24 protein-coding genes are annotated in these 22766 nt (G+C 56.4%); 16 read left to right on the forward strand and 8 right to left on the reverse strand.

The annotated features are described in order from the left end of the window. Window positions 1-76: 76 nt before the first annotated feature. From BLS30_RS15105 to pqqA, 4 genes are all read left to right on the forward strand, one after another. Window positions 77-400, forward strand: coding sequence for a TehB family protein (locus BLS30_RS15105; RefSeq protein ID WP_244512468.1), 324 nt, complete (start codon window positions 77-79; stop codon window positions 398-400). Window positions 401-448: 48 nt separating this feature from the next. Further along, window positions 449-1123: a 5-formyltetrahydrofolate cyclo-ligase gene (locus tag BLS30_RS15110; RefSeq protein ID WP_090229990.1), complete on the forward strand. Its 675-nt coding sequence runs from the start codon at window positions 449-451 to the stop codon at window positions 1121-1123. 102 nt (window positions 1124-1225) lie between these two features. Next, window positions 1226-1855 carry a hypothetical protein gene (locus BLS30_RS15115; protein WP_139165370.1) on the forward strand — a complete coding sequence of 210 codons (630 nt, stop codon included), beginning with the start codon at window positions 1226-1228 and terminating at the stop codon, window positions 1853-1855. 494 nt (window positions 1856-2349) lie between these two features. Next, window positions 2350-2439 carry a pyrroloquinoline quinone precursor peptide PqqA gene (pqqA, locus tag BLS30_RS15125; RefSeq protein WP_046476472.1) on the forward strand — a complete coding sequence of 30 codons (90 nt, stop codon included), beginning with the start codon at window positions 2350-2352 and terminating at the stop codon, window positions 2437-2439. 75 nt (window positions 2440-2514) lie between these two features. Here the strand turns inward: pqqA and BLS30_RS15130 are convergent, their stop codons facing one another. Genes BLS30_RS15130 through BLS30_RS15140 form a run of 3 tightly spaced genes read right to left on the reverse strand, consistent with a single transcriptional unit; the run spans window position 2515 to window position 5224 of the window. Then, window positions 2515-3165: a response regulator transcription factor gene (locus BLS30_RS15130; RefSeq protein ID WP_046478391.1), complete on the reverse strand. Its 651-nt coding sequence runs from the start codon at window positions 3163-3165 to the stop codon at window positions 2515-2517. Beyond that, window positions 3162-4676, reverse strand: a complete 1515-nt coding sequence (locus BLS30_RS15135) for a histidine kinase (protein WP_090229998.1) — start codon at window positions 4674-4676, stop codon at window positions 3162-3164. Before BLS30_RS15135 ends, BLS30_RS15130 begins: the two co-directional genes overlap by 4 nt. Next, entirely contained in the window at window positions 4673-5224 is a 552-nt protein-coding gene (locus tag BLS30_RS15140; RefSeq protein ID WP_090230000.1) for a flagellar basal body L-ring protein FlgH, read from the reverse strand. Before BLS30_RS15140 ends, BLS30_RS15135 begins: the two co-directional genes overlap by 4 nt. Before the next feature lie 433 nt (window positions 5225-5657). Between BLS30_RS15140 and BLS30_RS15145 the strand changes: the two genes are divergently transcribed. The 12 genes from BLS30_RS15145 to BLS30_RS15200 all read left to right on the forward strand — a co-directional run bounded on the left by BLS30_RS15145 (window position 5658) and on the right by BLS30_RS15200 (window position 17058). Continuing rightward, window positions 5658-7538 carry a methanol/ethanol family PQQ-dependent dehydrogenase gene (locus tag BLS30_RS15145; protein WP_090230003.1) on the forward strand — a complete coding sequence of 627 codons (1881 nt, stop codon included), beginning with the start codon at window positions 5658-5660 and terminating at the stop codon, window positions 7536-7538. Between the two features lie 222 nt (window positions 7539-7760). After that, window positions 7761-8651, forward strand: coding sequence for a methanol oxidation system protein MoxJ (gene moxJ / locus BLS30_RS15150; protein ID WP_090230005.1), 891 nt, complete (start codon window positions 7761-7763; stop codon window positions 8649-8651). 108 nt (window positions 8652-8759) lie between these two features. After that, the gene (moxG, locus tag BLS30_RS15155; RefSeq protein WP_046478395.1) at window positions 8760-9356 is read left to right on the forward strand and encodes a cytochrome c(L), periplasmic; all 597 of its coding nucleotides are present in this window, start codon (window positions 8760-8762) and stop codon (window positions 9354-9356) included. A 118-nt stretch (window positions 9357-9474) separates the two neighbouring features. Further along, window positions 9475-9759, forward strand: a complete 285-nt coding sequence (locus BLS30_RS15160) for a methanol dehydrogenase [cytochrome c] subunit (RefSeq protein ID WP_046480360.1) — start codon at window positions 9475-9477, stop codon at window positions 9757-9759. Window positions 9760-9955: 196 nt separating this feature from the next. After that, window positions 9956-11032, forward strand: a complete 1077-nt coding sequence (locus BLS30_RS15165) for an AAA family ATPase (protein WP_090230008.1) — start codon at window positions 9956-9958, stop codon at window positions 11030-11032. Further along, window positions 11029-11916, forward strand: coding sequence for a DUF58 domain-containing protein (locus BLS30_RS15170; protein ID WP_244512470.1), 888 nt, complete (start codon window positions 11029-11031; stop codon window positions 11914-11916). The genes BLS30_RS15165 and BLS30_RS15170 overlap by 4 nt, the downstream gene beginning before the upstream one ends. Then, window positions 11913-12839, forward strand: a complete 927-nt coding sequence (locus BLS30_RS15175; RefSeq protein ID WP_090230010.1) for a hypothetical protein — start codon at window positions 11913-11915, stop codon at window positions 12837-12839. The genes BLS30_RS15170 and BLS30_RS15175 overlap by 4 nt, the downstream gene beginning before the upstream one ends. After that, window positions 12836-13843, forward strand: a complete 1008-nt coding sequence (locus BLS30_RS15180; RefSeq protein ID WP_090230012.1) for a vWA domain-containing protein — start codon at window positions 12836-12838, stop codon at window positions 13841-13843. The genes BLS30_RS15175 and BLS30_RS15180 overlap by 4 nt, the downstream gene beginning before the upstream one ends. Window positions 13844-13909: 66 nt before the next feature. Then, window positions 13910-14542 carry a hypothetical protein gene (locus BLS30_RS15185; RefSeq protein WP_139165371.1) on the forward strand — a complete coding sequence of 211 codons (633 nt, stop codon included), beginning with the start codon at window positions 13910-13912 and terminating at the stop codon, window positions 14540-14542. A 5-nt stretch (window positions 14543-14547) separates the two neighbouring features. Then, a complete protein-coding gene (locus BLS30_RS15190) occupies window positions 14548-15531 on the forward strand; it encodes a vWA domain-containing protein (protein ID WP_090230316.1) in 984 nt (327 codons plus the stop codon). Window positions 15532-15547: 16 nt separating this feature from the next. Then, complete coding sequence (locus tag BLS30_RS15195) at window positions 15548-16087, forward strand: SRPBCC family protein (RefSeq protein WP_342027549.1); 540 nt, start codon at window positions 15548-15550, stop codon at window positions 16085-16087. Between the two features lie 2 nt (window positions 16088-16089). Continuing rightward, window positions 16090-17058: a YncE family protein gene (locus tag BLS30_RS15200; protein ID WP_170832490.1), complete on the forward strand. Its 969-nt coding sequence runs from the start codon at window positions 16090-16092 to the stop codon at window positions 17056-17058. A 31-nt stretch (window positions 17059-17089) separates the two neighbouring features. On the opposite strand, the gene BLS30_RS15205 is transcribed toward BLS30_RS15200, so the two are convergent. The 5 genes from BLS30_RS15205 to BLS30_RS15225 form a co-directional block, all read right to left on the reverse strand. After that, entirely contained in the window at window positions 17090-17599 is a 510-nt protein-coding gene (locus BLS30_RS15205) for a cytochrome P460 family protein (protein WP_170832491.1), read from the reverse strand. 242 nt (window positions 17600-17841) lie between these two features. Next, window positions 17842-18840, reverse strand: coding sequence for a phosphate acyltransferase (locus BLS30_RS15210; protein ID WP_210184049.1), 999 nt, complete (start codon window positions 18838-18840; stop codon window positions 17842-17844). A gap of 48 nt (window positions 18841-18888) precedes the next feature. After that, a complete protein-coding gene (gene xsc / locus BLS30_RS15215) occupies window positions 18889-20676 on the reverse strand; it encodes a sulfoacetaldehyde acetyltransferase (protein ID WP_046478398.1) in 1788 nt (595 codons plus the stop codon). A gap of 73 nt (window positions 20677-20749) precedes the next feature. Continuing rightward, on the reverse strand, window positions 20750-21625 hold the full coding sequence (gene sucD, locus BLS30_RS15220; protein WP_046478399.1) for a succinate--CoA ligase subunit alpha: 876 nt from the start codon (window positions 21623-21625) through the stop codon (window positions 20750-20752). Between the two features lie 12 nt (window positions 21626-21637). Continuing rightward, window positions 21638-22765: a succinate--CoA ligase subunit beta gene (locus tag BLS30_RS15225; RefSeq protein WP_046478400.1), complete on the reverse strand. Its 1128-nt coding sequence runs from the start codon at window positions 22763-22765 to the stop codon at window positions 21638-21640. Window position 22766: the final 1 nt, after the last annotated feature.

The raw sequence follows: 22766 nt of genomic DNA on the forward strand, positions 1-22766 counted from the left end.
CGAATAACTCGTTGCGCCGTCGATTATGCCACCATAAAGTGGTATTTCAAATGCATGTTTTATTCTGGTGGCAAAAGTGATTGACGAGCAGTTGCCCGAGGGGCTGGTCGCTTACCGGAAAACGCCGGTTTTCGACCAGGACACTTTGCCGAACGGTTTACGCAAAACACACAGGACCAAGGCTGGTGTTTGGGCGGTGATCCATGTCGTCGAAGGGCGTTTGCGCTACCGGTGTTTAGAGCCGCTTTCCGAGCAGATCCTTTCACCAGGTGTGACAGGCATCGTTCGTCCGGAAGAGGCGCACGAGGTGGAGCCGTTAGGTGCTGTCCGATTTTATGTCGAGTTCTATAGCGCTTCATCTCAAGACGGTTCACCTCATGTCGGCGGGATCGAGGTGTAAGCATCCGTCGTGAAGCAAAGGCACGTCGAAATTGGCCAGGAGCGTCGTATGTCCGGGAGAGATGATGATCGCGATGAAGGCGGTAGCTACGCATCTCCACCTTGTCTCATGCATGAAATAGACCCGGCCTACATGGGGCTTGATGTGCAACAGCAGCAGGACGTCTCACGCTGGAGACGCAGCGAGCGTCTTCGGCTCATAGATGCGCGGCTTGCGATGCCGGTTGTCGAGCGTACGGCGCATGCAGACGCCATCGTATCGCGGCTCGACGAAATTATAGGCGGCGTGGAGGGAAAGGTGGTCAGCGCTTACTGGCCGATGCGTGGGGAGCCGAACTTGCGCATTTGGTTGGAAGCTCTGGAGATGCGCGGGGGCACCGGAGCTTTACCTGTCGTGGAACAGAAGGGAGCTCCGCTGATCTTCCGCCTCTGGCGAAAAGGCGAACCGCTCGAGAAGGGCATATGGAACATCCCTGTTCCGTCGCACCGTGCGGCGGCTGTGACGCCGGATGTGATTATCGCTCCTGTCGTTGGGTTTGATAGAGCTTGTTACCGGCTGGGTTATGGCTGTGGCTACTTTGATCGGACGTTGGCATGCGCCACGAACCGTCCGCTAACTGTCGGTGTCGGATACAGTGTCATGGAAATTCCGACCATATATCCGCAGACCTATGACGTTGCGATGGACGTTGTCGTGACAGAGCGAGAGGCGATCCGACGCTAACTGCGTTCGAACGGGAAAACTCGGCAATAGTTTGTGCCATGACACGCCTCGGCGCGTGTGCGAAGCCTCGCCCTCCCAATGTTTAGGCAGGAGTAGCCGAACGTGCATCGTCGTCTTGTTTTTTGCGGGGTTCTGGCTCTTTCAATTTTGGGTGCTGCACGCAGTGCCCATGCAGACTGTAGCGCAGAGGTTGATGCGGCGTTTGCAAAGCTCAGGCGGGCAGCTGCTTTCCGTATGATGACGAAGATTGTGAACGATCAAGGTTCGCTCAGCATGTCGGTTGATTATGTGCCGCCGGATCGTATGCATCAAACAGTCGAGACGGGAACTTCGGCTGGGACCGTTGAACTGATCGTAATTGGATCGGAAGCCTGGTCAAATCAAGGACAAGGTTGGGCGAAGGTGCCGGACAAATTCGCGAAAGAGGTTTCTGGGCAAATGCGCCAGTCCCTTTCGGGAAACAAAAGCGCGAATGCTGCTTATGAATGTCTTGGTGAGAAAACTTTCGAGGGGGGCGAGTACGTGGCGTACCGCACGGAGTTACCTCCCGTCGCGGCAAAAACGGGCGCTGAAGCCGTGCCGGGTAACGTTCAAATGCTTTACGTTGACAAGGAGACGGGACTGCCTGTGCGGAACATCGTGACCAAGCCCGATGCTCCGAATGAGCGGCTTTTCGACGGTACCTTTCAATTGAGAGAGGACCTGAAGATCGATGTGCCTGCGACGCGGTAAGTTTGCTTGTTGTATGCGTGTCGGGCCTTAGAGTTCCAGGTGTTTTTCTCCCGGTTTTAAATCTGGAAGACGTCCTTCAGGCAGGCACGGGGCCGCCGTCACCTTGCACCGGGTATTGCCTTTATAGGCTTCGCAGTGCGTTCGTTTGCGCTGGGCCCGATCCCAATTTTCATAGCCAGGTCCTTTTGCGCCGGCGCGTGATGACCACCACAGGATTGCGCGCTTCTTCGCTTCGGACTCCGTGGATGCGATTGCCCATCCGCTCTCAATAACGGATGCGCAAATAGAAGCAGCGCGCAGCGGCGTTGCGATTGAAGCTCCTAAAATTAATGTGGCCGCAGCAAGGATTGCGCCTTGAGAGAAATTGCGTTTTGTCACTTTATTTCTCAAATCGATGCGATCAGAAAACATGACTTGCGCTCATTCTCCGATGTGTCCATAAAAATAATTGGGAAGCATAACGGTTTGTGTGAAACTTTTGGAGGAAACGAGAAATGAAGGTTTGGAATAAACCTCAGGTTCGCGAGCAGGAAGTTGGTCTCGAAGTTACGAGCTATCTCCCAGCTGAGATCGACGTTATCTAAGCGTTCCAATTTTGAATAAGTCTGGCGTGACGGCCGCTTGCGGCCGTCACGCTTTTTTATGTGCATGCCAGAACGTTAGAGATGTCGTTTGATCGACGTTGCGGGCAAATGTTGAATGGCTATGCGCATCAGTTCCGGCAGTGTCCGTACGCCAAGCTTGTTTTTGATCTGCGCGGCTGTGTTCGCGATCGTTTTGTAGCTGACGTTCAGTTCTTCCGCGATGATGTTGTAGGGTTTGCCTTCAGCTATCAAAGAGAGTGTCTGCAACTCTCTAATCGTTATTGTATTCAATGGGTTATTTGATCCTCTCGCGCTGATGAAGGCGACTTCCGATGCGAGTTCATGGCTGAGGTAAGTGCCACCGTCCCGTACGCGCTGAAACGCTTTTATGAATTCGTCGGAGCATGTGTCTTTCAAGAGAAAGCCGTTGGCGCCGACTTCCAGTGCCCGGCTCACAATTACCGGGTCGCTGTGCATACTGAAAACCAGTATGGGTGTTTTCTTATCGTGGATGCGTAGTCTGCGTATGAAGTTCAATCCATCGAGAGCGCCTGTGTTCACAGCGAGATCGACGACGATAACGTCAGGCTTTTGGGCGCGATATTGGCGGAAGCCGTCTGATAGGCTTGCCGCTTGAATGACGAACTCTACGCGGGCGTCCTGCAGCACACGCTTGCAACCCTGAAGCACGATGGGATGGTCGTCGATCACGAGAACTTTTGTCATGCGCGGTTTCCAAAAAATTCTGCAGCTAGTCTTTTTTCGCCGGTCGAGCACCCCGCAGGAACGGTAATATCTATGGCGGTGCCTGAGGGCCAATTGCCGCTAAGTGAAAATGTGCCGTTTAGGGCGCGCACTCGCTCACGCATCGTGGCTAATCCGAACCCGTTGGGTGCAGGGTCCCGGATCCCTTCTCCGTCGTCGCGAATGTTGAGGCTAATCTGAGAATATGCGGCTTCGCCGTCTGGGCCGGTAATGGTTTCATGAGCCAATTGGACAACGATATTCTTGGGATTAGCGTGACGCAGCGCGTTTGTTATGCCCTCCTGTATACAGCGGTAAATGGTGAGATCTATAGATTCACCGTAGCTCAATTGCAGATCGTTTGTGATCGTGCTGAACCTGATATTGGGGTGACGAAGCTCAAATTCGCTAGAGAGTTTTGTTATGAGCTCTTTGAGCGTTATGCGGCCCAAAGCGATCGGTCGGAGCTTTTTCAGTAGCCGCCTATTTATGGATTTGAGCCGGTCACTGATCGTCCGTATTTCACTGATTCTGCTAGCGATTTCGGAAGATATTTTTTCAGGAAGTGGTTGAGCGTACTGCTCGATCGATGAGGCATTGACCATTATCCCGAACAGGCAGGGGCCGACTTCGTCGTGAAGTTCGCTTGCGATTTGTCGGCGTTCTTCCTCCTGGACGGTGATGAGATCCCGACAAAGGCGGGAGTTTTCGGCATTTACGGCGTCCAACGCTGCGGCGAGTTGATTGAAGTGGTCGGCGATCAGGCGCAGTTCGCGGACTTTGGGAGGTTCGACGCGCACTGCGCTGTGACCGTGCTCCAAACGTTTCATTGCGCCGGCCAATCCGACCAGGGGATCTAGGATGCGGCCGAGCACGACGTATAGGGCACTCAACATAAGCAGATTTGTGCCGATCCAGAGTAGCAGCATCGTGCGGTAGTCGTTCCATACTTCTGCGATTTCATCGGAAGGCTCGCCTTGGATCAGAACGGTTGCGATGGGCTGATCTTCTACCCTTATCGGAACGTTGAATCTATTTGCCGGTGGACGAACCATTTCAATGAACCATCGCGGTACCGAAGCTGGTTCTCTTTCGTTCGAAGGTTCCTGAGGCGGGCGGTTTTTGCTCGGGCCCCTTTCTCCGTTGGCTCTGACCACTTCTATTCGGACGTGGCGAAGATGTTTGAGTTGAGCCTCAAGAGTTTGAAGCAGATTCCGTGCCTCTGTTTCGTTCAAAAGAGAGCGTGCCGTTTCCCGCACGAAACTCTCCGCTAGATCCATGGAAGCGCGCATCTCGATGCGGGTACGGTTTCCGGCGTCCAGAACTTTTAGAAAGCATGCAAACAGCGACGTGACGACGGTGACGGCTAGGAAGGCGATGAGGATCTGAGTGCGAACCGGTCGACGGTACCAAAGATTTTGCAGGCGTTTGATAAGGCTGGGCAGGAGTTCCGCGCCGCCTTTGGATTCGCTTTCGGAAGCGGTGAGGATCATTGTTGCGCTCCATATCTCGATTTGAGATCAGCGAGTGCTTGATCGCGATTGTGGTTTGCGGTGCGCAGGTTGAAATAGTGTTGGCAAAGAGAGCCAAAGCCTTCGTCATGCGTATTCTCGCCGACAATTCGCGAGAGTTCTTCGATGATCTCGATGGCTGGTTCCGGTGCACCGATTTCCGCTAGCATGCCTTCGAGTTGGACGGCGCGATTGGCGATCATTCTTGGTGATTCACGAAACTGCCCGGCAGCGGTGTTGAGAAGGGACGCAATGCGTTCAACCGCTGGGCTCCCCGGCGTTGCGTTCTGACCGTCAATTCTGCTGGCAAGCCACACTTCCGGTTTGGTTCCTTCATTCGCTTCTAGCCAATGGTCCTGCGTCAGAGGTTTCTCCGGGGCCTCTTGCGCTGCCGGGTGTTGGGCAATGGTCTCGGCGGGATCGTCAGAGCATGCGCCGAGGGCTGCGCTTGTCAGGATGCACGCGACTGCCATAACCCGCTTAACGGCAGGGCGGTGGCGATGACCAAAGTGGGTAGCGTTGTGGCGCACGGCTGAGCCTCATTCGGGTGAATCGCCAAGGCTACGCAGAGCTCCGTGCCCGATAAGGCAGGATTGCCATTCCCTTGTATTTAGCGGTTTTGGGGCTGGCCTCAGCTGTTACATCGTTACGATTTTGTGAGGGGTGAGGAAAGGCAGTCCTTGTTGCCACTTCTTCCCGGCCAGTTCTGGTAGTCGGACTAAAGACGGGCGCTAGGGCCGGCTCTAGCGTAGCGCTGCGTGTTGGATACGACTTCGCGGTGTCGAAAAAGAACGGCTCCAGGAAGTGGAATCTGCCGCATCGGTTTCGGGCGGAGCATGTCCACTCCGGTCCTCGCCTGTACCGCGCATCAAAGGCAGCTCGGCACATCAGTATTCCGGCGATGTCGGAGGCTGGGGAGCGTGATTGCCTTGGTCTAGGGAACGAAACGTGAGGTTTCCATAAATGAAAAAATCCTGGAGAACGTCCCTGTTAGTGTCTGCGTCACTTGCGGCGTTGGCACTCGGGGTGTCGGGCGCAACCGCGAACGACAAGCTCGTCGAGCTCTCAAAGAGCAACGACAACTGGATTATGACGGGCAAGACGTATCACGCGAATAATTATAGCCCGAACACTCAGATCAATACCGACAACGTTAAACAATTGCGCCAAGCTTGGTCGTTTTCGACCGGTCTTCTGCACGGCCATGAAGGCACCCCGCTCGTCGTCGACGGGGTTATGTACGTGCACACGTCTTTTCCGAATAATACCTTTGCGCTTGATCTGAATGACCCCGGCCGCATCATCTGGCAGCACAAGCCGAAGCAAGACCCCGCTGCGCGTTCTGTTGCGTGTTGCGACCTCGTGAACCGCGGTTTGGCCTACTGGCCTGGTGACGGTGATGTGAAGCCGCTGATCTTGAAGACGCAGCTTGATGGTCACGTTGTTGCGCTTGACGCCAAGACCGGAGAAGAGCGCTGGAAGATTGAAAACTCGGACATCAAAGTTGGTTCGACGCTGACGATCGCTCCTTACGTCATCAAGGATTTGGTTCTTGTCGGATCGTCCGGTGCCGAGCTCGGTGTTCGAGGCTACGTGACGGCTTATGACGTTAAGACCGGCGAGCAAAAGTGGCGCAAGTACGCGACGGGTCCGGATGGCGATGTCGGCATCGGTGACGACTTCAATAAGGCCAATCCGCACTACGGTCAGAAGGGCCTCGGCACCGGCACATGGGAAGGTGACGCCTGGAAGATCGGCGGCGGCACGAACTGGGGCTGGTATGCGTACGATCCTGACCTGGAGCTCTTCTACTACGGCTCGGGTAACCCAGCTCCGTGGAACGAGACCATGCGTCCCGGCGACAACAAGTGGACTATGACCATTTGGGGTCGGGATGCCGATACGGGTATGGCCAAGTTCGGCTATCAGAAGACCCCACACGACGAGTGGGATTACGCCGGCGTCAACGTCATGATGCTTTCTGAGCAGAAGGACAAGTCGGGTAAGATGCGCAAGCTTCTGACCCACCCCGACCGGAACGGCATTGTCTATACGCTTGATCGCGAGGACGGCACGCTGATCTCGGCGAACAAGCTTGATGATACGGTCAACTGGGTAAAGACAGTCGACCTGAAGACTGGCTTGCCGGTTCGTGATCCTGAGTTCTCCACGCGAATGGATCACAAGGCGACCGATATCTGTCCGTCGGCCATGGGTTATCACAACCAGGGTCACGACAGCTATGATCCAGAGAAGCAGCTCTTCTTCATGGGCATCAACCACATCTGCATGGACTGGGAGCCCTTCATGCTTCCCTATCGTGCCGGTCAGTTCTTCGTCGGTGCGACCCTGTGGATGTATCCGGGCCCGAAGGGTGATCGCCAGGGTTATGAAGGCCTCGGCCAGATCAAGGCCTATAACGCCATCACCGGTGAGTACAAATGGGAGAAAATGGAACGCTTCTCCGTTTGGGGCGGCACCATGTCGACGGCTGGGAACCTCGTGTTCTACGGTACGCTCGACGGCTTCCTGAAGGCTCGTGATAGCCGCTCCGGTGAGCTGCTTTGGAAAGCCAAGCTGCCTTCGGGGTCGATTGGCCATCCGATGACGTTCGAGCACAACGGCACGCAGTTCGTTTCCATCATGTATGGCGTCGGTGGTTGGCCGGGCGTTGGTCTGGTGTTCGATCTTCAGGATCCGACTGCCGGTCTGGGTGCTGTCGGTGCCTTCAAGAACCTTCAAAACTACACGCAGATGGGTGGCGGTGTCGCGGTCTTCTCGCTCGATGGCAAGGGACCTTATGACGACGTGACCGTCGGCGAGTGGAAGGGTGGCAAGGGCTAACCCTACATCAGTCTCGATCCCGGCTGCCGGATCTCCGGTAGTCGGGACTTCGTGGACGTAGGAAGCCGGTGGTCGCGATCTCCCGAGTGCTCCTCCGGCTTCCCTTGCTCCAATAACTCCGCTGGTCCTACCGCCGTGTGATTTTGGCACCCTTTGGCGGCTTCGCACGCAGACGGAGAAGAACATCAACGACGCGGTCACAAGACAAAGAGGAAGCAGTCCATGTTCCGTACCAAATCCTTTTCGCGCGTCGAGTGCTGGTTGCCCGGTGCGCTCGCATTGGCAGTGGCTGTCGGCGCTGGTTTCCCCGTCAAGGCCGCGAACACGGCGTCACAAGATATCGCGCCGGACCCCTCGATACTTAGAGTTTGCGCGGCAGCTAATGAGCACCCTTATTCCACGCGCGATGAGCGTGGATTTGAAAACAAGATAGCCAAAGCGATTGCTGAGGCGATGGGCCGGACACCGTTGTTCGTCTGGCATAACAAACCGGCTATCTACCTCGTTCGCGACAAGCTCAATATGCACGTGTGTGATGTGGTGATGGGGGTCGACACCGGGGACGAACGGGTCGCGACGTCCGAGCCCTATTATCGCGCGCCCTATGTTTTCGTTGAGCGCGTCGAGTCCGATCTCAACATTACCAGTTGGGAAAGCCCTGACCTTGTCAAGGCGGACAAGATCGGTTTTGTGCCCGGTTCTCCCGCACAGGTCATGCTGACAAAGCTTGATCTCTTCAACGTACATTTCAACTACATGAACTCGCTGACGAACTTCAAAAGCCGTCGCAACCAATACACCCGCATTGATCCAAAACGGCTCATTGGGGAAGTCGCCGACGGCACGTCTGATCTTGCCGTTGCCTTTGCCCCTGAGGTGGCGCGGTACGTCAAAGCGAATCCTAAGCTCAAGATGGTTGTCATCCCAGACAACAACGTTCGCGTTGATGGCGAGAAAGTTCCACATCACTTCAGTCAGTCGATCGCCGTTCGCAAAGAAGATGCGGCATTGCTCGATGCCATAAATCTCGCGATCGAAAAGGCTCGTCCGCAGATCAGAGAGATCCTGACAGAAGAAGGGATCCCGCTCGTTGAAACGTCATCGAGAAGCTAGCGCGCAGGTCTTGGAGTGCGTGCTGCGATTGCCGTGCACTCCGTGATTGCTCGCTCCAACAGATGTGAATCGCAACGCGATATAAAGGTAGAGAAGCGACCAACAGTAATGAAAAAATCACTGATCATGACTGCGGCTGCCAGCGCAGTGTTTGTGTTTGGTCTCGGTGTGGCTTCGGGCCAGGTAACATTCCGGCACACGATTACCGGTGAAGTTCTCAATCTCGATGACTCGCTGCCCGAGGGGCGCGATACGGAGGCTGTTCGTCAATTCTTGCAGACTGGAATCAACCCCTACACGGAAGTGAAGGAATGTCTGCCAAAGGGTGAAGAAGCTTATCTGGTCGCTTGCTCGGGATGCCACGGTCACTATGCCGAAGGCAAAGTTGGTCCGGGCTTGAACGATAGCTATTGGACCTATCCCAAAAACAAAACCGACAAGGGATTGTTCGAAACAATCTTTGGTGGTGCGCAAGGCATGATGGGGCCGCATGGAAGCCACCTGCAGTTGGATGAAATGCTGCTGATGATGGCTTGGATTCGTCATCTCTATACTGGTGATGTGGCCGAGGCCGATTGGCTTACTGACGAGCAAAAGAAAAATTTCACGCCATTCAAGCCTGACAAATCCGCAGAAGAAAATAGTTCGGCGTCAGAGGAGCAAAAGACTGCGGCTCTGGATGCCTGCAAAGTTTCCGCGCAATGAGCTCATCCTTTCCGTCCGAAGTAGGTGGAATTTCCTTTGCGAGTTGGCGGATTGAAGCGGTGGCCGCATGGCCGCCGGGTGAACTGGCAAGACCTGAAGACCCATGGAGGAAACGAAAATGAAGACATTGATTTCGGTCATCGCCGCTGCTGCTCTGCTTTCCGTTGCTGGAGGCGCAATGGCCTATGATGGAACGAAATGCAAAGCCCCTGGCAACTGCTGGGAGCCTAAGCCTGGCTATCCTGAAAAGGTGGCCGGCTCCAAGTATGACCCCAAGCATGATCCCAAGGAGCTGAACAAGCAGTCGGCATCGATTGCTTCGATGGAAGAGCGGAACGCCAAGCGCGTGGAGAATTTTAAGAAGACCGGAAAATGGGTCTACGACGTTTCCAAGATCCAATAGTGAGCTTGGTTTGACGCCTCGGTGCAGTGCTACGCTTGCAAAACCGCTCTGCTTCCTCCCGAGGTGAAATGGGGCGCGGCCAAGTCGCGCCCCTCCTTTTGCGCCGGTGACCGGCTCTTCAGTGCTCTCCTAGGGTTCTCGTGGAGGATATGATGAGCTGTGACCGGAGTGGCCGCGTGTTACTCCAGGAGCAGGAATGTCAGTTGAACGCATAGGCCGGCCGGCAGCGCCATCTCCTTCGGAGTTTGCAACAGTGGACTTGGCGCACTGGCGCGAGCGTGCTCGGTCCTTTGAGCGCGAACTTGGCCAGGTGATTGCTGGGCAAAAGCGCGCATTGCATTTGATGACCATCGCGGTGTTTGCACGTGGTCACGTTCTGCTTGAAGGCGATGTCGGCGTCGGAAAGACGACGCTTCTACGCGCGGCGGCCCGAGGAATGGGGGGTGCGTACGAACGCATCGAAGGCACTATCGATCTTATGCCCGCGGACTTTGTCTATCACACCTACCTTGCTGAAGACGGGCGCCCGAGAGTTGAACCTGGTCCCGTGCTGCGTCACGGATCAGATCTTGCGGTCTTCTTTTTCAATGAGATCAATCGCGCCCGTCCGCAGGTGCACTCGCTTCTACTCCGCTTGATGGCAGAGCGCAGCGTCACCGCATTCAATCGCGAATACCCATTGCCGCATCTTCAGGTTTTTGCCGATCGCAACCGTATTGAACGCGAGGAAACATTCGAGTTGCCTGCAGCCGCACGGGACCGGTTTCTTATGGAGATTGGTATCGAAGCGCCGCAGGATTTAGAGACACGCAGGCAGCTCGCGTTTGATTCCAAATATCATGATGCGGACGCGTTGGTTGCAACGGTTCCAGAGGCAATTCTGGATCACGTACAACTTGGTGCTGTTGCGAAGGCCATCCAACATAGCGTGCATACGAGTGCAGCCCTGGAGCGCTATGTGCTCGATCTTTGGCAAGCCGTTCGTTATCCGCAGACAGCGGGAATTTCGATACCCGGTGTCGACATGGCGCGCTTTGTTCAAGGGGGCGCGAGCCCTCGCGGTGTCAGTTATCTGCTGCGCGCTGCACGTGTTGCGGCGTGGCTTGCTGGACGCTCGATGGTTGTTCCGGAGGATCTTCGCGATGTCTTTGTGGAGACGATGGCGCATCGGATCTTCCTCGATCCAGTCTACGAGTTGCGCCGGGATGCCCTTGTCAGAGGGCTCTGTGACGCCCTTTTTGAAACAGTTGCGGCCCCTTCGGATGGCGCATGATCAACGATCGCGGGAATTCAGTCGGAGCGATGCCTCCTGCCGTTGATATACCTTTCCGCTTGGCTTGGCGGAGTAGCGCTGTGCGTGCCGGCGCTCACCGATCACGCCAAGGTGGGACAGGCGGACTATTCAAAGACCACGTGTCGTTGTTGGATAACCCAGATCCGCGTCGCATCGATTTGCGTGCGAGTGCCCGCGATCCGCTGGAGGCGTTGCGAGTTCGCCGCTTTGAGCAGAACAGCGCGATTACCGCGTATGCGTTGGTAGATGTTACGGGCTCGATGGGTGTCGTCGGGCATACGAGCAAGATTTCTCTTGCTGCGGATCTCGTATCGGTTCTTGCAGCCTCTGCCCGTCGCATTGGTGATGCGTTCGGAATTATTGCTTGTGACAGCGACGTGCACGGCGAACTCTTTCAACGCGCCACGCGCGCGCGGGCGGGCGAGGTTGAGTTCGCGGCAGAACTGCGCGGGCTTACACCTAACCGCCGGGGCGTTGAGGGATTGATCCGGGCATCTGAATTGATTGCGGGCCGTCGCAAGCTGGTCATCCTGATTTCAGATTTCCAGATGTCCTCTCAAGAAATGGAGGATGTTTTCGCTGCGCTTAGCCCTCACGACGTGGTTCCAATTCTTTTGCGCGACTCCGCTGAAGTTGAAGGATTGCCGAATTGGGGACTTTTGGCGCTTCGGGATGTTGAGACAGGGCGTCGGCGACTTGTTGCGATGCGCCCGTCGCTTAAGACGCGTTGGTGTCGCGTGGATGCAGACCGTCGTGGGCGTTTGCGTGCAATCGCAAGCCGTCATGGCCGAGAGCCTTTTGAGATCACAGATGTGATCGATTGGGATCGCTTGGCCACCTACTTCGCAGGGGGTGGCATATGATCCTTCGTGTTCTTGCAGGGGCCTTGTTTTTAGTTTTGGGGAACGGTGTGGCGCGCGCTGACACGCCTACCGTTCATGTTGTCGAGCCACGTTCCGTTGGCTATTTCATCGGGGATGTGCTCACGCGAGATGCCGACGTGGCAGTGGCCGACGACGCCAAGATTGATCCTGCGAGCATTCCGCGACCAGGGCCGCTCAATTACTGGCTAGAATTGAAGTCGGTTGACGTTGATGAGTATGTTCGAGGCGTGCGGAAGCATTATCGGATACGGCTCGCATACCAAACATTCTATGCACCGCTCGAGCCGCGTAAGCTGGAAATTCCCGCGATCAGGTTTCGGGTCCTTCGACCCGAGAGGGAGAGCACGCTGGCAGTTGTTCCGTCCTGGTCGTTCATTTCATCGCCTCTCCGTGAAATCATGCCGGAGAAAAACGGAGAGGGTGGTCCGGCAAAGTTGTTGCGTGCTGATGCTCCGGTCTCTTTAAGTTCCACGACTCTTGAACGCACCAGTATGGCGATTGCCGGGGTGACCGCAGTCGTTGCCCTGTTGTTGCTTGCCCATCATCTGGCCCTGTGGCCATTTCACCGTCGTCGTCGCAGGCCCTTCACTCAGGCGATGCGTACCGTGCGTCGAGAAGCAGCAAAGGCGGCGCAGTCGGCTAACTATAGGCTCGCACTTCTTGCTTTGCACCGCGCGTTTGATGAAGCCTCGCAACGACGCGTGCTGGCGGAGGACCTCGATAGTTTTTTGGTTGCGCGTCCGGAATTTGAGTCTTTGCGACCTGATATCGAGCGTTTTTTTCAGACGTCCCGGCGGGCGTTTTTCGCGGACGATATGTTGGGGAGTCGCGCTGAGCTAACACTCTCGGATCTAGCGACCTTTGCCACGTCTATGAGCGAGTGCGAGAGGGCGGTGGCATGAACCTGGCCTTTGCTCACCCTCTGTTTCTGTTGGCGCTGCCATTGGCATTGGTGCCTCTGGTTTGGCTCAGCCAGCGTACTCACGATTATGCGTCGCTTGATTTTATGGATCCAGATTGGCTTTCAACCGCGGTCGACTGGGGGCTTCGTGCGCTCCTAAGTTTGAGCCTTCTCGGTTTGGTTTTGGGATTGGCGGGGCTCCATGTTCGCGGGACGAGTATCGAACGCGTTGGGACTGGAGCGCATATTGTTCTCTTGATCGATCGGTCAAGTAGCATGGATCAGACGTTTGCTGGCCGTCAGCCGACTGGGGACGAAATGTCGAAGTCCACGGCGGCGCGGGTTCTGCTCGAAGATTTTATTCAGAAGCGTGCGCATGACCGGTTCGGGGTCGCGGCGTTTTCCACGGCGCCGTTTCTTGTGCTTCCGATTACGGATCACAAGGAAGCCGTCCTCGCCGCCATTCGTGCAATCGATCGTCCTGGGCTTGCGTTCACAGATGTCGGCCGGGGTTTGGCTTTGTCATTGGCAACACATGAGGCTGATCCGGCTGCAGCTTCGCGTGCCATCGTGCTTGTGTCCGATGGCGCTGCGGTTATCGACCGTAAAGTTCAGGAACTTTTGCGGCAGGGCTTCAGTAAACGACGGATCAATCTTTATTGGCTCTATCTGCGCACGGAAGGCAGTCGAGGGATCTACGAAGAACCTCGGCAGGGAGAAGAGGATACTCCGCAAGCACTGCCCGAGCGGCACCTGCACAAATTCTTCCTGACGCTTGGCGCACCCTACCGAGCCTTTGAGGCGGATAACCCGCAATCCGTGGCTGATGCCATTGCGGAGATCGATAAGCTCGAGCGCGAACCTATCCGTTATGTCGAGCGTGTTCCTCAAACGGACCTCGCGCATTGGGCCTACGCGATCGCTGCGGTGTGCCTCGCGATTTTGCTTTTGGCCAAGCTTTGCGAAGTGGGTATCGCGCGAACTTGGAAGGGGGCGAATGTTTGAGATGCTTAAGACGCGTCGGTGGTTGCGCCCTGTGATCTTGGTGATTGGTCAATTCCGAGGAACTGCATGATGCGCGCAACAACGCTAAGTGACTCTGCGAGTGCTGGGCGTACAGAGCGTCTTTCCGATGAGCGGCCGCGATTTCTACCGTCCAGAGGCATCATCATCATAGCGGTGCTGGCTGCCAGTAGCATTGCATTCACGTATGCGGGGGGACGCTACCTCGAAAAGCGCGCTAGCAATGCAACGGTGAGAGCTTTGGTGGCGGGAGAGGATGTCGCTGTCGATCCCGTTTACGCGTCTTCGGAGGTTGTGATGGCGCGCCTCCATTTTCTCCTATTCCGGGATCGGCTGGATGAAGCGCAAAGTCTTCTTGATGAAGCCGTACCGCATATGAAGCCAGCCGCTCAAGCAGATGCACTCTACAATCTGGCGAATGCCCGCATTCGTCTCGCCTTTCATGCGATTGAAAAGCGGGACCTTGATCATGCGATCCCTCTCGTGCGGCTCGCCAAGGATGACTACCGGAAGGCTCTCGGCGTTCGGCCGGAGAATTGGGATTACAAATACAATCTGGATGTTGCTATGCGGCTCGTGCGTGATTTTCCGCAGCCGGATTTCAGTGAAGACGAGGACGCCGAAGGTGAATCCAAGCGCGTTTGGACGGACCTTCCCGGAATTCCAAGAGGCCTACCGTGATCAAGATGGCGCTTCGGGATATCCGGTTCTGGCTGACAGGTGCGGCTTGGCTACTAGCGCTTGCGGCGCTTTTTGTTCCGCGTGTTGAGCTTGTTAGACCGGTTCTCGATGTTGTGGCTGTGTTCGACATCACCGGCAGTATGAATACGCGCGATATGAACGTAGACGGGCGCGCCGGAAGCCGTCTTGAAGCGTCGCAGGCCGCCGTCCGGCGCTTGTTGACGAGTCTGCCTTGCGGCTCGCGTTTAGGGCTGGGGGTTTTTACGGAACGCTCGTCTTTCCTGCTGTTTGAACCTGCCGAGGTGTGTGCGAACTACGCGGCGCTCGATGGCTCCGTGCGACAACTGGATTGGCGGATGGCGTGGGCGGCTGACAGTCACGTGTCTCGTGGTCTTTACAAAGCAGTTGAGATTGCCAGCAGTGTCGATGCCAATCTTGCGTTCTTTACAGATGGGCAAGAGGCCCCGCCGCTGCCCGCCTCTGGAGGTCCGGTATTCGATGGTGAGCCTGGCACCGTTAGCGGATTGATCGTAGGCGTTGGCGGGCGCGAGAAATCGCCAATCCCGAAGTTTGATTTTGATGGTCGGGAGATTGGCACATGGGGCCGCGAAGACGTTCCTCATGAAAACCGTGTCGGTCTTCCACCTAAGGACGCTTCTTCCCGGCCGGGATATCATCCTCGCAATGCTCCGTGGGGTGGTGCGACTACGGCTGGTGATGAACATCTCTCGTCGGTGCGGGAAGCCTACCTTGAAACGCTCGCGGAACAGACCGGGCTTGGATATGCCAATCTCGCCGAGACCCGTGACTTGGTCTTGTCACTTCAGGCTGTCAGCCGCTCACGGCCTGTCAAAGCCGCTGCGGATATTCGTCCCTACCCTGCGAGTGCCGCTCTAATTCTGCTTCTGCTGATCAGCGCGGTGCTCCCTGCTCTCGATCGCGTGCGCCGATGGCGTCAGCGCGATGTGATGCCCCGTGTTCCAATTTAAATCGGAGAGAAGATCAATGATGCGATGGTCCTTGCTGTTGCTGGGTGCCCTGACGTGTTTAGGGCCGTTGGCCGCATCGGCTCACGGTCCCACCCCGCAGAAGGTCGAAGAAAAGATTGTTTTGAAGAGTTCGCCCGCGGACGTCTGGGCTGTCGTCAGCGATTTCGGAGGAATAGTTAATTGGCATCCCGGCGTCGAAACAGCAGAGGCCACTGGGGGCAATAAACCGGGTGCCGAGCGTACTCTGACCCTTAAGTCCGGTGGCGTCATTGTCGATGGACTGGATGAGTACAATGCCGAAGAGATGTCCTACGGATATCGTCTTTCCAAGGAAAATATCGAAGCGTTGCCGGTAAGCTTTTACTCGGCGACCTTGTCGGTAAAGCCAGGCGATGGCGGCGGTAGCGAAGTCGTTTGGCTCGGACGATTTTATCGGGCGGACACGAGTAATTTTCCTCCCGAGAACCTGAATGATCAAGCTGCCGTGAAAGCCATGGAGACGTTTTTCCGCGAGGGGCTCGAGGGTTTGAAAGCTAAAGTCGCCGCAGGCAAATGATCATGCGCTGCAGCGTTGTGACGTGGTGGCGAACGGGCCTTCTTTTTGTGGTTAGCCTACTGGTGTCTTTTCCTTCGGTCGCTTCGTCTTCTGAACGGCTCTTTGTGGTCAACCAGGCCGGTTCCTCAATCAGCGTTATCGATGTTGAGGCGATGGCGGTTACAGACACGATATCCGTGGCAACGGCGCCCGCAGCTATTGCGGCGTCAGCCAAGATGCGCCGGATCTTCATCACGCATCCGGAACGGAGTGAGGTGACGGTTCTTGATGCCGATCGCCTCACTGTTGAGAAGACGTTTGAGGTGAAGGGGACGCCTTTCGGCATCGCTGTGGATGCCGATGATCGTCTACTTATCAGCGATTGGAATTTGCACTGTGTTCACGTGATTGATGCGGTATCCGGAACTGAGATTGTGCGCATTCCGGTGGGGCAGTCGCCAGCGGGAATCGTTGCGGGTGCTCAGTTCGCGTACGTTGCTAATCGTGAGAGCGATAGTGTGAGCGTCATCGATCTGTCGACGCTTCAAGTCTCTGCTACAGTTGATGTGGGCCGCGCGCCCTTTGCCATTGCGCTTAGTTCAGATGAAACTCAGGCCTACGTTGCGAACGTGCAGGCCTCCACCCTTAGCGTGATCGACACGGACGTTCCGGCCAAGTTGCGCGATCTGGAGACCGGCAAACTTCCTTACGGTATTGGTTTGCCTCCAAATGGCGCGCGCATTGTGGTTGCCAATCAGCAGTCAGGCACGGCTTCGATTTTTGCGCGCGATGGATTTGAACTGCAACACGCCGTGCGCATCGGAGATTATCCGGAGGGTGTTGTCGTCGCGGACGATGGACGCAAAGCGTTCATCGCGAATTGGTTTTCGGATGATGTCTCCGTCATCGATCTCGATGCTGCGCGCGAGATTGCACGGATTAAAACAGGCAAAGGCCCGCGAGGATTGGCTTTAATATGTTTCAATCCCTAGCGGTGATGTGCTGCTCCAAAACGCGCCTAGCCTATTTTGTGAGGTGCTCTAATGAGAAGATGTGCTGCGTATCTTTTAAGGGGGCATGACATCCCCGACAGCTGTTGAGATCCTTGTTCAGCCGCTTGCCATCGGGGGAGAATATGGCGAAGTCCCAGTCGCCGTTTTTCAACTCTTCAGGGAAGGCTGAACCCCATCCCGTCCTTTTTTCCATGACTGCTACAGCTAACAATTTGTCCTTGATACGGCGTCCTAGTGAGCTCGTGATTATGTTGCCCTGCGTGTCCTTCTTAGCGGCGTAGATTTCACCAACCAGAATTGAGCCTGAGGGAAGCACCCCATCTTCCTTTGCTGCACTGAGCGCTCGGTCGTTCGCGAATAGTCGTATGATCTGATCCGGGTTCTGTACGCGGTCGAGACTCAGGTAGTTTTTGAAATCGCTGGCATAGTCTTTGGGGAACGCAATGCGCTGTTCGTTCGCGCTGGCTGCGGTTGTCGTGATTATTGCCGCGATCGCCATGCCAAGTAATTTCCTCGACATGCTTTCCTCCCTTATCGCGCCCGCGACTGGTCTTGCCGGCATTCGGGCGGACCCTCCGCAGGACCTGTGTAGCCAAGTTGCTTGGCCGGCAAACATGCATTGATGATGCATGTTATTTCGGGGGCAAGGTTAAAGCAATATCAAATATACATCTTTTAACTGGTCATGCATGCAGGTGTGCGTTCGCTCCGCCCGTGCAACACACTGGTGCAACGTCGATCCTGTTACGAAATGTGAGTTTTCTAGACCGCCGCTGTCGCCTGTTCTTTTTGAGGCTTAGCGCGCGGGGGGGCGAGAAGTGATGCCAAGGCTAAAGAGGCCAAGCGCGCTTCCGGTGGATCTGCGCGGCTCGTCAGAACGATCGGAACCAGACCGCCTAGGACCACGCCAGCGGCACAAGCCGAACGGAAATAGACCAGCGCTTTAAAGAGTACGTTGCCGGAGACGAGATCGGGAACGACGATTGCGTCGGCAGCACCTGCGACTTCGTCGTTTTGGAGGTTCTTCGCTTGGGCCGCAGTCTTGGACAAAATGAGGTCGAGCGCGAGCGGACCACTGAAAGCCGCGTCCGAAATGTTTTCGCGCGCCCAGTCTCTAAGCTCACGGGCTTCTTGTGCTGAAGGCACCGATGGAATTGGTTCTTCGGTTGCTGAAAGCAGAGCGACCTTTGGTTTCGCGATGCCGACGGCATGTGCAACATCGACGACGGCTCGAAGAGCCAATTTGCGTGTCTCAAGATCTGGCGCGACGTTGACAGCGCCGTCCGACAGAATGATCGGGTGGTCGCTGTGTGGTGGCGTCATGTGGAAGACGTGTACGAGGCGGCTGTCGCGGCGAATACCCGTCTGCTTATTCAGCACCGCTTTCATCATAACGTCGGTGTGAATCTGGCCCTTCATCACGATATCTGCGCGCCCGTCGCGAACGAGCTGCATGCCGGCAAGCGCAGCGTCCTGCTCGCTGTCGGCCTCAATGATTTCGTATGGGGTGATGTCCCAGGAAAGTTTGGCGGCTTCTGCTTCGATGCGCGCGCGATTGCCGATGAGGATCGGCTCGCATATCCCGGCGCGCACGGCGCCTTCTACGGACATCATCGGCAATGCGGCATCGGCACAAATCACGGCTGTGCGGGCCTTGCCCATCTGTTGAGCCCGCGCGAGGAGTTCGCGCGGGCATCTTGGTGTGATGTCAAGAAAATGGTGCTGGCCGCGATCGGGGGCCTTCGATTCCGAAGTTGTCATTTGCTTCCCTCTCGTGCGTCGCGGCGCAGCCTTTTCTAGTGACGTGTTTTATAGAGACGCGAGAACTTGTTCAGACTGCATGTCGCCCGGCTCGATGCCAGCGACCTTCACAGGCTTCTTCATCGCATCGCGACGGAATGGTTCGCCAAGTTCCTGGTTGAGCAGAATTTCGATGAACGTGGTCACCTTATTTTCCATCTGCTCGCGCACGGCTTCCTTAAGCGCCGCTGAGAGTTCTTCCATCGTCTTCACCGTAACACCCTTGAGCCCGCAAGCATCGGCGATGCGTGCATAGCTGCACTCACGGCTGAGCTCGGTTCCGACGAAGTTGTTGTCGAACCAGAGCGTGGTGTTGCGCTTCTCAGCACCCCATTGGTAGTTGCGGAAGATTACCATGGTGATGGCCGGCCAATCTTCGCGACTGCAGGCTGTCATCTCGTTCATCGAGATGCCAAATGCTCCATCGCCAGCAAAGCCGATCACAGGAACATCCGGGCAGCCGATCTTTGCGCCGAGGATCGCCGGGAAGCCGTAACCGCAAGGACCGAACAGGCCCGGTGCGAGATACTTTCTCGGCTCTTCAAACGTCGGGTACGCGTTGCCGATTGCGCAGTTGTTGCCGATGTCCGACGACACGATCGCATCCGCAGGAAGCGCAGACTGAATGGCACGCCAAGCCATGCGTGGTGACATGTGCTCGGGTTCGCGCTTGCGAGCTTCTTCGTTCCAGTGCGTGCCGGGATCATCGTCTTCATGGTCCATGCTCGACAACGTCTGCAGCCATGCCGACTTGGTCTGGTGGATGAGCGCCTTGCGCTCTTCGCGGCCAGCGTTACCGGCGGACGCATCCATCTTCTCGAGGATCTGCTCGGCAACTTTCTTGGCGTCGCCGCAGATGCCCACCGTGACCTTCTTCGTCAGGCCAATGCGATCGGCATTGATATCGACCTGAATGATCTTGGCCGACTTTGGCCAGTAGTCGATGCCGTAGCCCGGCAGCGTGGAGAAAGGATTGAGGCGCGTGCCGAGGGCCAGAACGACGTCCGCTTTTGCGATCAGCTCCATCGCGGCCTTCGAGCCGTTGTAGCCGAGCGGACCGCAAGCCAGTGGATGCGAACCGGGGAAGCTGTCGTTGTGCTGGTAGTTGCTGCAGACTGGAGCGTCGAGGCGTTCCGCAAGCGTCTTGCATGCGTCGATCGCGCCGGCCAGGACAACACCTGCGCCGGAGAGAATGACGGGGAACTTCGCTTCGGAGAGAAGCTTTGCTGCTTCGGCGATTGAATTGTCTGCACCGCCCGTGCGTTCAATCTTCACGATCTGCGGCAGTTCGATGTCGACGACCTGGGTCCAGAAATCACGCGGCACGTTGATCTGTGCCGGTGCCGAACCACGCCAAGCCTTGCTGATGACGCGGTTCAGAACTTCCGCAACGCGAGAGGCATCGCGGACTTCTTCCTGATAGCAAACCATGTCACGGAACAGAGCCATCTGTTCGACTTCCTGGAAGCCACCTTGGCCGATGGTTTTGTTGGCCGCCTGCGGCGTGACCAGCAGCATCGGTGTGTGGTTCCAGTATGCCGTCTTAATCGCCGTGACAAATCCCGTTACGCCCGGACCGTTCTGGGCGATGGCCATGGCCATCTTGCCCGTTGCGCGGGTGTAACCGTCAGCCATGATGCCGGCGTTGCTTTCGTGTGCGCAGTCCCAAAACGTAATGCCGGCCCGAGGGAATAGATCGGAAACCGGCATCATCGCGGAACCGATGATGCCAAACGCGTGCTGGATGCCGTGCATCTGCAGCACTTTCACGAAGGCTTCTTCGGTGGTCATTTTCACGGTGATGGTCCTTGTCCTACAGTTGACGAGTTGCACCGGATTGCCCGGTTGATGTGACAAACGTTTGTATGTGTTAGGCCGCTGCGAAGTGACGCGACAAGAGCGCGGGGAGCGCGCTTGGCGTGTCTGCGACCGCCACGCCGGCCTTTTCCAAAGCGGCGCGTTTGGATGGATAATCACCCTTGCCCCCGGCAACGATGGCACCGGCGTGGCCCATCTTCTTGCCTGGTGGTGATTGGCGACCCGCGATGAATGCAACGACGGGCTTCTTCATTGTGCTCGCATATTCGGCAGCTTCTTCTTCAGCGGAGCCACCAATTTCGCCGCATAAGACGATGGCATCGGTTTTCTCGTCCGCATCGAGAATACGCAGAGCCTGAGCAGAGTTCGTTCCGATCATCGGGTCGCCCCCGACGCCGTAGAAAACGGACTGCCCCATGCCGGCCTGCGTTAGGTTCAAGCTGACGAGCGTTCCGAGGCTACCGGAGCGCGAAATAACACCAACGCGTCCCGGTTGGAAGACACGTTCGTTGAATGCGGGCATTATACCTACGAAGCATTCGCCTGGCGTGACGAGACCCGCAGTATTCGGTCCAACTATCTGAGTTCCATTGGCTTTTGCGGCGACGTGCATTTCCATGACGTCGTGCGCAGGGATGTGCTCAGTGAGGCAGACAAGCAGTTTTGTTCCAGCTTCGCACGCGTCGATCGCTGCCGATTTGGCAAGCATTGGCGGAATGAACATTACGGAGATGTCGAAGGGGCGTTCCTTTGCCGCGTCGCGGGCTGTCGCATAGACGGGAACACCGAGGTGCTCGGTGCCGGCCTTCTTCGGGTTAACGCCACCGACCACGTTAGAGCCGTAGTCCTGCATCGCCTTGGTCCAGAAGGTCCCCTGCTTACCGGTAATACCCTGCACCAGGATTGTATGAGATTTACGTGGGATCATTTCAGCACCTCGTCAGTTCGCAGCCGCTGCGACAGCAGCTTTGACGGCATCGTCCATAAGATCGAAAGGTTCGATGCCAAGCCGGTCCTTGACCAGTGCTACGGCTTCATCTTCTCCGGTACCGTGAATTGTGAAGAAGATCGGAACGTCAGGCTTAAGTTCCAACCACGCGGAAACAACGCCTTCTGCCATGACGTCAGTGCGGGCGAATGCGCCGCAGAAATTGACGAGCAGGCTTTTCATATTCTTGTTTTCGAGAAGGATCGAAAGCGCCGTTTTTGCCTTCGTATAAGCTTCGCCGCCGATCTCAAGGAAGTTTGCGGGCGAGCCACCATAGTGCGCGATGGCATCCATCGTCGTCATCGTCAGGCCAGCGCCGTTTGCGAGCACACCGACCGAGCCACCGAGCTCGATGTATTTCAGGCCCTCGGCTGCGGCTGCAGCCTCAAGCGTGGTGTATTTCTCAGGGGCGGCCAGACCGATGATTTCTTGTTGGCGCGGCGCAGCACTGTCATCCACCGTGAGCTTACAATCGAGCGCAATGACGCGATTATCTTTCGTGATCACCAGTGGATTGATTTCGAGAAGCTCTGCGTCAAGTGCGCGATAGGCCTCATAGAGCTTTAACAGTGTTGAGACCAGGTCGTCCTCGACGGCATTCAGGTCCAGCCCCGAAACGGCCTGCCGCGCCGCGGCTTCGCTCAATCCCTCGGCGATCGGAATGACCACGTGCCGCATCGCGTTGGGATCAGCCTCTGCGGCTTCTTCCACGTCCATGCCGCCCATTGGAGAGAAGAGCAGCATGGGGCCTTTGGAGGCGGAGTCGTTCACGATCGCAGCATAGAGTTCTCGCGCGATTGGCGTCTGTGCTTCGATCATGACCTTTTCGACAGGCCACCCGCCGATGGTCATGCCGATAATGTTCGAGGCATGAGTTCTGGCCTCGTCGGCGTTTGCTGCAAGCTTAATGCCGCCAGCCTTACCGCGCTTGCCTGTCGGAACCTGGGCCTTGACGACGCACGGACCAATTTCGGAAGCCGCTGCAGCAGCTTCGTCTGGAGTTTTTGCAAGACGGCTGGCAGGCACGGCGATGCCGTGGTTAGCCAGCAGCGGTTTTGCTGCGTGTTCTTCGAAGTTCATT

This window comes from Filomicrobium insigne (assembly GCF_900104305.1).
Taxonomy (GTDB): Bacteria; Pseudomonadota; Alphaproteobacteria; order Rhizobiales; family Hyphomicrobiaceae; genus Filomicrobium; species Filomicrobium insigne.

What these genes read in the sequence shown, in the direction of transcription:
- BLS30_RS15110 (WP_090229990.1), top strand. Translation starts at nt 449, where the DNA reads ATGTCCGGGAGAGATGATGATCGCGATGAAGGCGGTAGCTACGCATCT.
- pqqA (WP_046476472.1), top strand. Translation starts at nt 2,350, where the DNA reads ATGAAGGTTTGGAATAAACCTCAGGTTCGCGAGCAGGAAGTTGGTCTC.
- BLS30_RS15130 (WP_046478391.1), bottom strand. Translation starts at nt 3,165, where the DNA reads ATGACAAAAGTTCTCGTGATCGACGACCATCCCATCGTGCTTCAGGGT.
- BLS30_RS15135 (WP_090229998.1), bottom strand. Translation starts at nt 4,676, where the DNA reads ATGATCCTCACCGCTTCCGAAAGCGAATCCAAAGGCGGCGCGGAACTC.
- BLS30_RS15145 (WP_090230003.1), top strand. Translation starts at nt 5,658, where the DNA reads ATGAAAAAATCCTGGAGAACGTCCCTGTTAGTGTCTGCGTCACTTGCG.
- moxJ (WP_090230005.1), top strand. Translation starts at nt 7,761, where the DNA reads ATGTTCCGTACCAAATCCTTTTCGCGCGTCGAGTGCTGGTTGCCCGGT.
- moxG (WP_046478395.1), top strand. Translation starts at nt 8,760, where the DNA reads ATGAAAAAATCACTGATCATGACTGCGGCTGCCAGCGCAGTGTTTGTG.
- BLS30_RS15160 (WP_046480360.1), top strand. Translation starts at nt 9,475, where the DNA reads ATGAAGACATTGATTTCGGTCATCGCCGCTGCTGCTCTGCTTTCCGTT.
- BLS30_RS15165 (WP_090230008.1), top strand. Translation starts at nt 9,956, where the DNA reads ATGTCAGTTGAACGCATAGGCCGGCCGGCAGCGCCATCTCCTTCGGAG.
- BLS30_RS15170 (WP_244512470.1), top strand. Translation starts at nt 11,029, where the DNA reads ATGATCAACGATCGCGGGAATTCAGTCGGAGCGATGCCTCCTGCCGTT.
- BLS30_RS15175 (WP_090230010.1), top strand. Translation starts at nt 11,913, where the DNA reads ATGATCCTTCGTGTTCTTGCAGGGGCCTTGTTTTTAGTTTTGGGGAAC.
- BLS30_RS15180 (WP_090230012.1), top strand. Translation starts at nt 12,836, where the DNA reads ATGAACCTGGCCTTTGCTCACCCTCTGTTTCTGTTGGCGCTGCCATTG.
- BLS30_RS15185 (WP_139165371.1), top strand. Translation starts at nt 13,910, where the DNA reads ATGATGCGCGCAACAACGCTAAGTGACTCTGCGAGTGCTGGGCGTACA.
- BLS30_RS15190 (WP_090230316.1), top strand. Translation starts at nt 14,548, where the DNA reads ATGGCGCTTCGGGATATCCGGTTCTGGCTGACAGGTGCGGCTTGGCTA.
- BLS30_RS15195 (WP_342027549.1), top strand. Translation starts at nt 15,548, where the DNA reads ATGATGCGATGGTCCTTGCTGTTGCTGGGTGCCCTGACGTGTTTAGGG.
- BLS30_RS15200 (WP_170832490.1), top strand. Translation starts at nt 16,090, where the DNA reads ATGCGCTGCAGCGTTGTGACGTGGTGGCGAACGGGCCTTCTTTTTGTG.
- BLS30_RS15205 (WP_170832491.1), bottom strand. Translation starts at nt 17,599, where the DNA reads ATGTCGAGGAAATTACTTGGCATGGCGATCGCGGCAATAATCACGACA.
- BLS30_RS15210 (WP_210184049.1), bottom strand. Translation starts at nt 18,840, where the DNA reads ATGACAACTTCGGAATCGAAGGCCCCCGATCGCGGCCAGCACCATTTT.
- sucD (WP_046478399.1), bottom strand. Translation starts at nt 21,625, where the DNA reads ATGATCCCACGTAAATCTCATACAATCCTGGTGCAGGGTATTACCGGT.
- BLS30_RS15225 (WP_046478400.1), bottom strand. Translation starts at nt 22,765, where the DNA reads ATGAACTTCGAAGAACACGCAGCAAAACCGCTGCTGGCTAACCACGGC.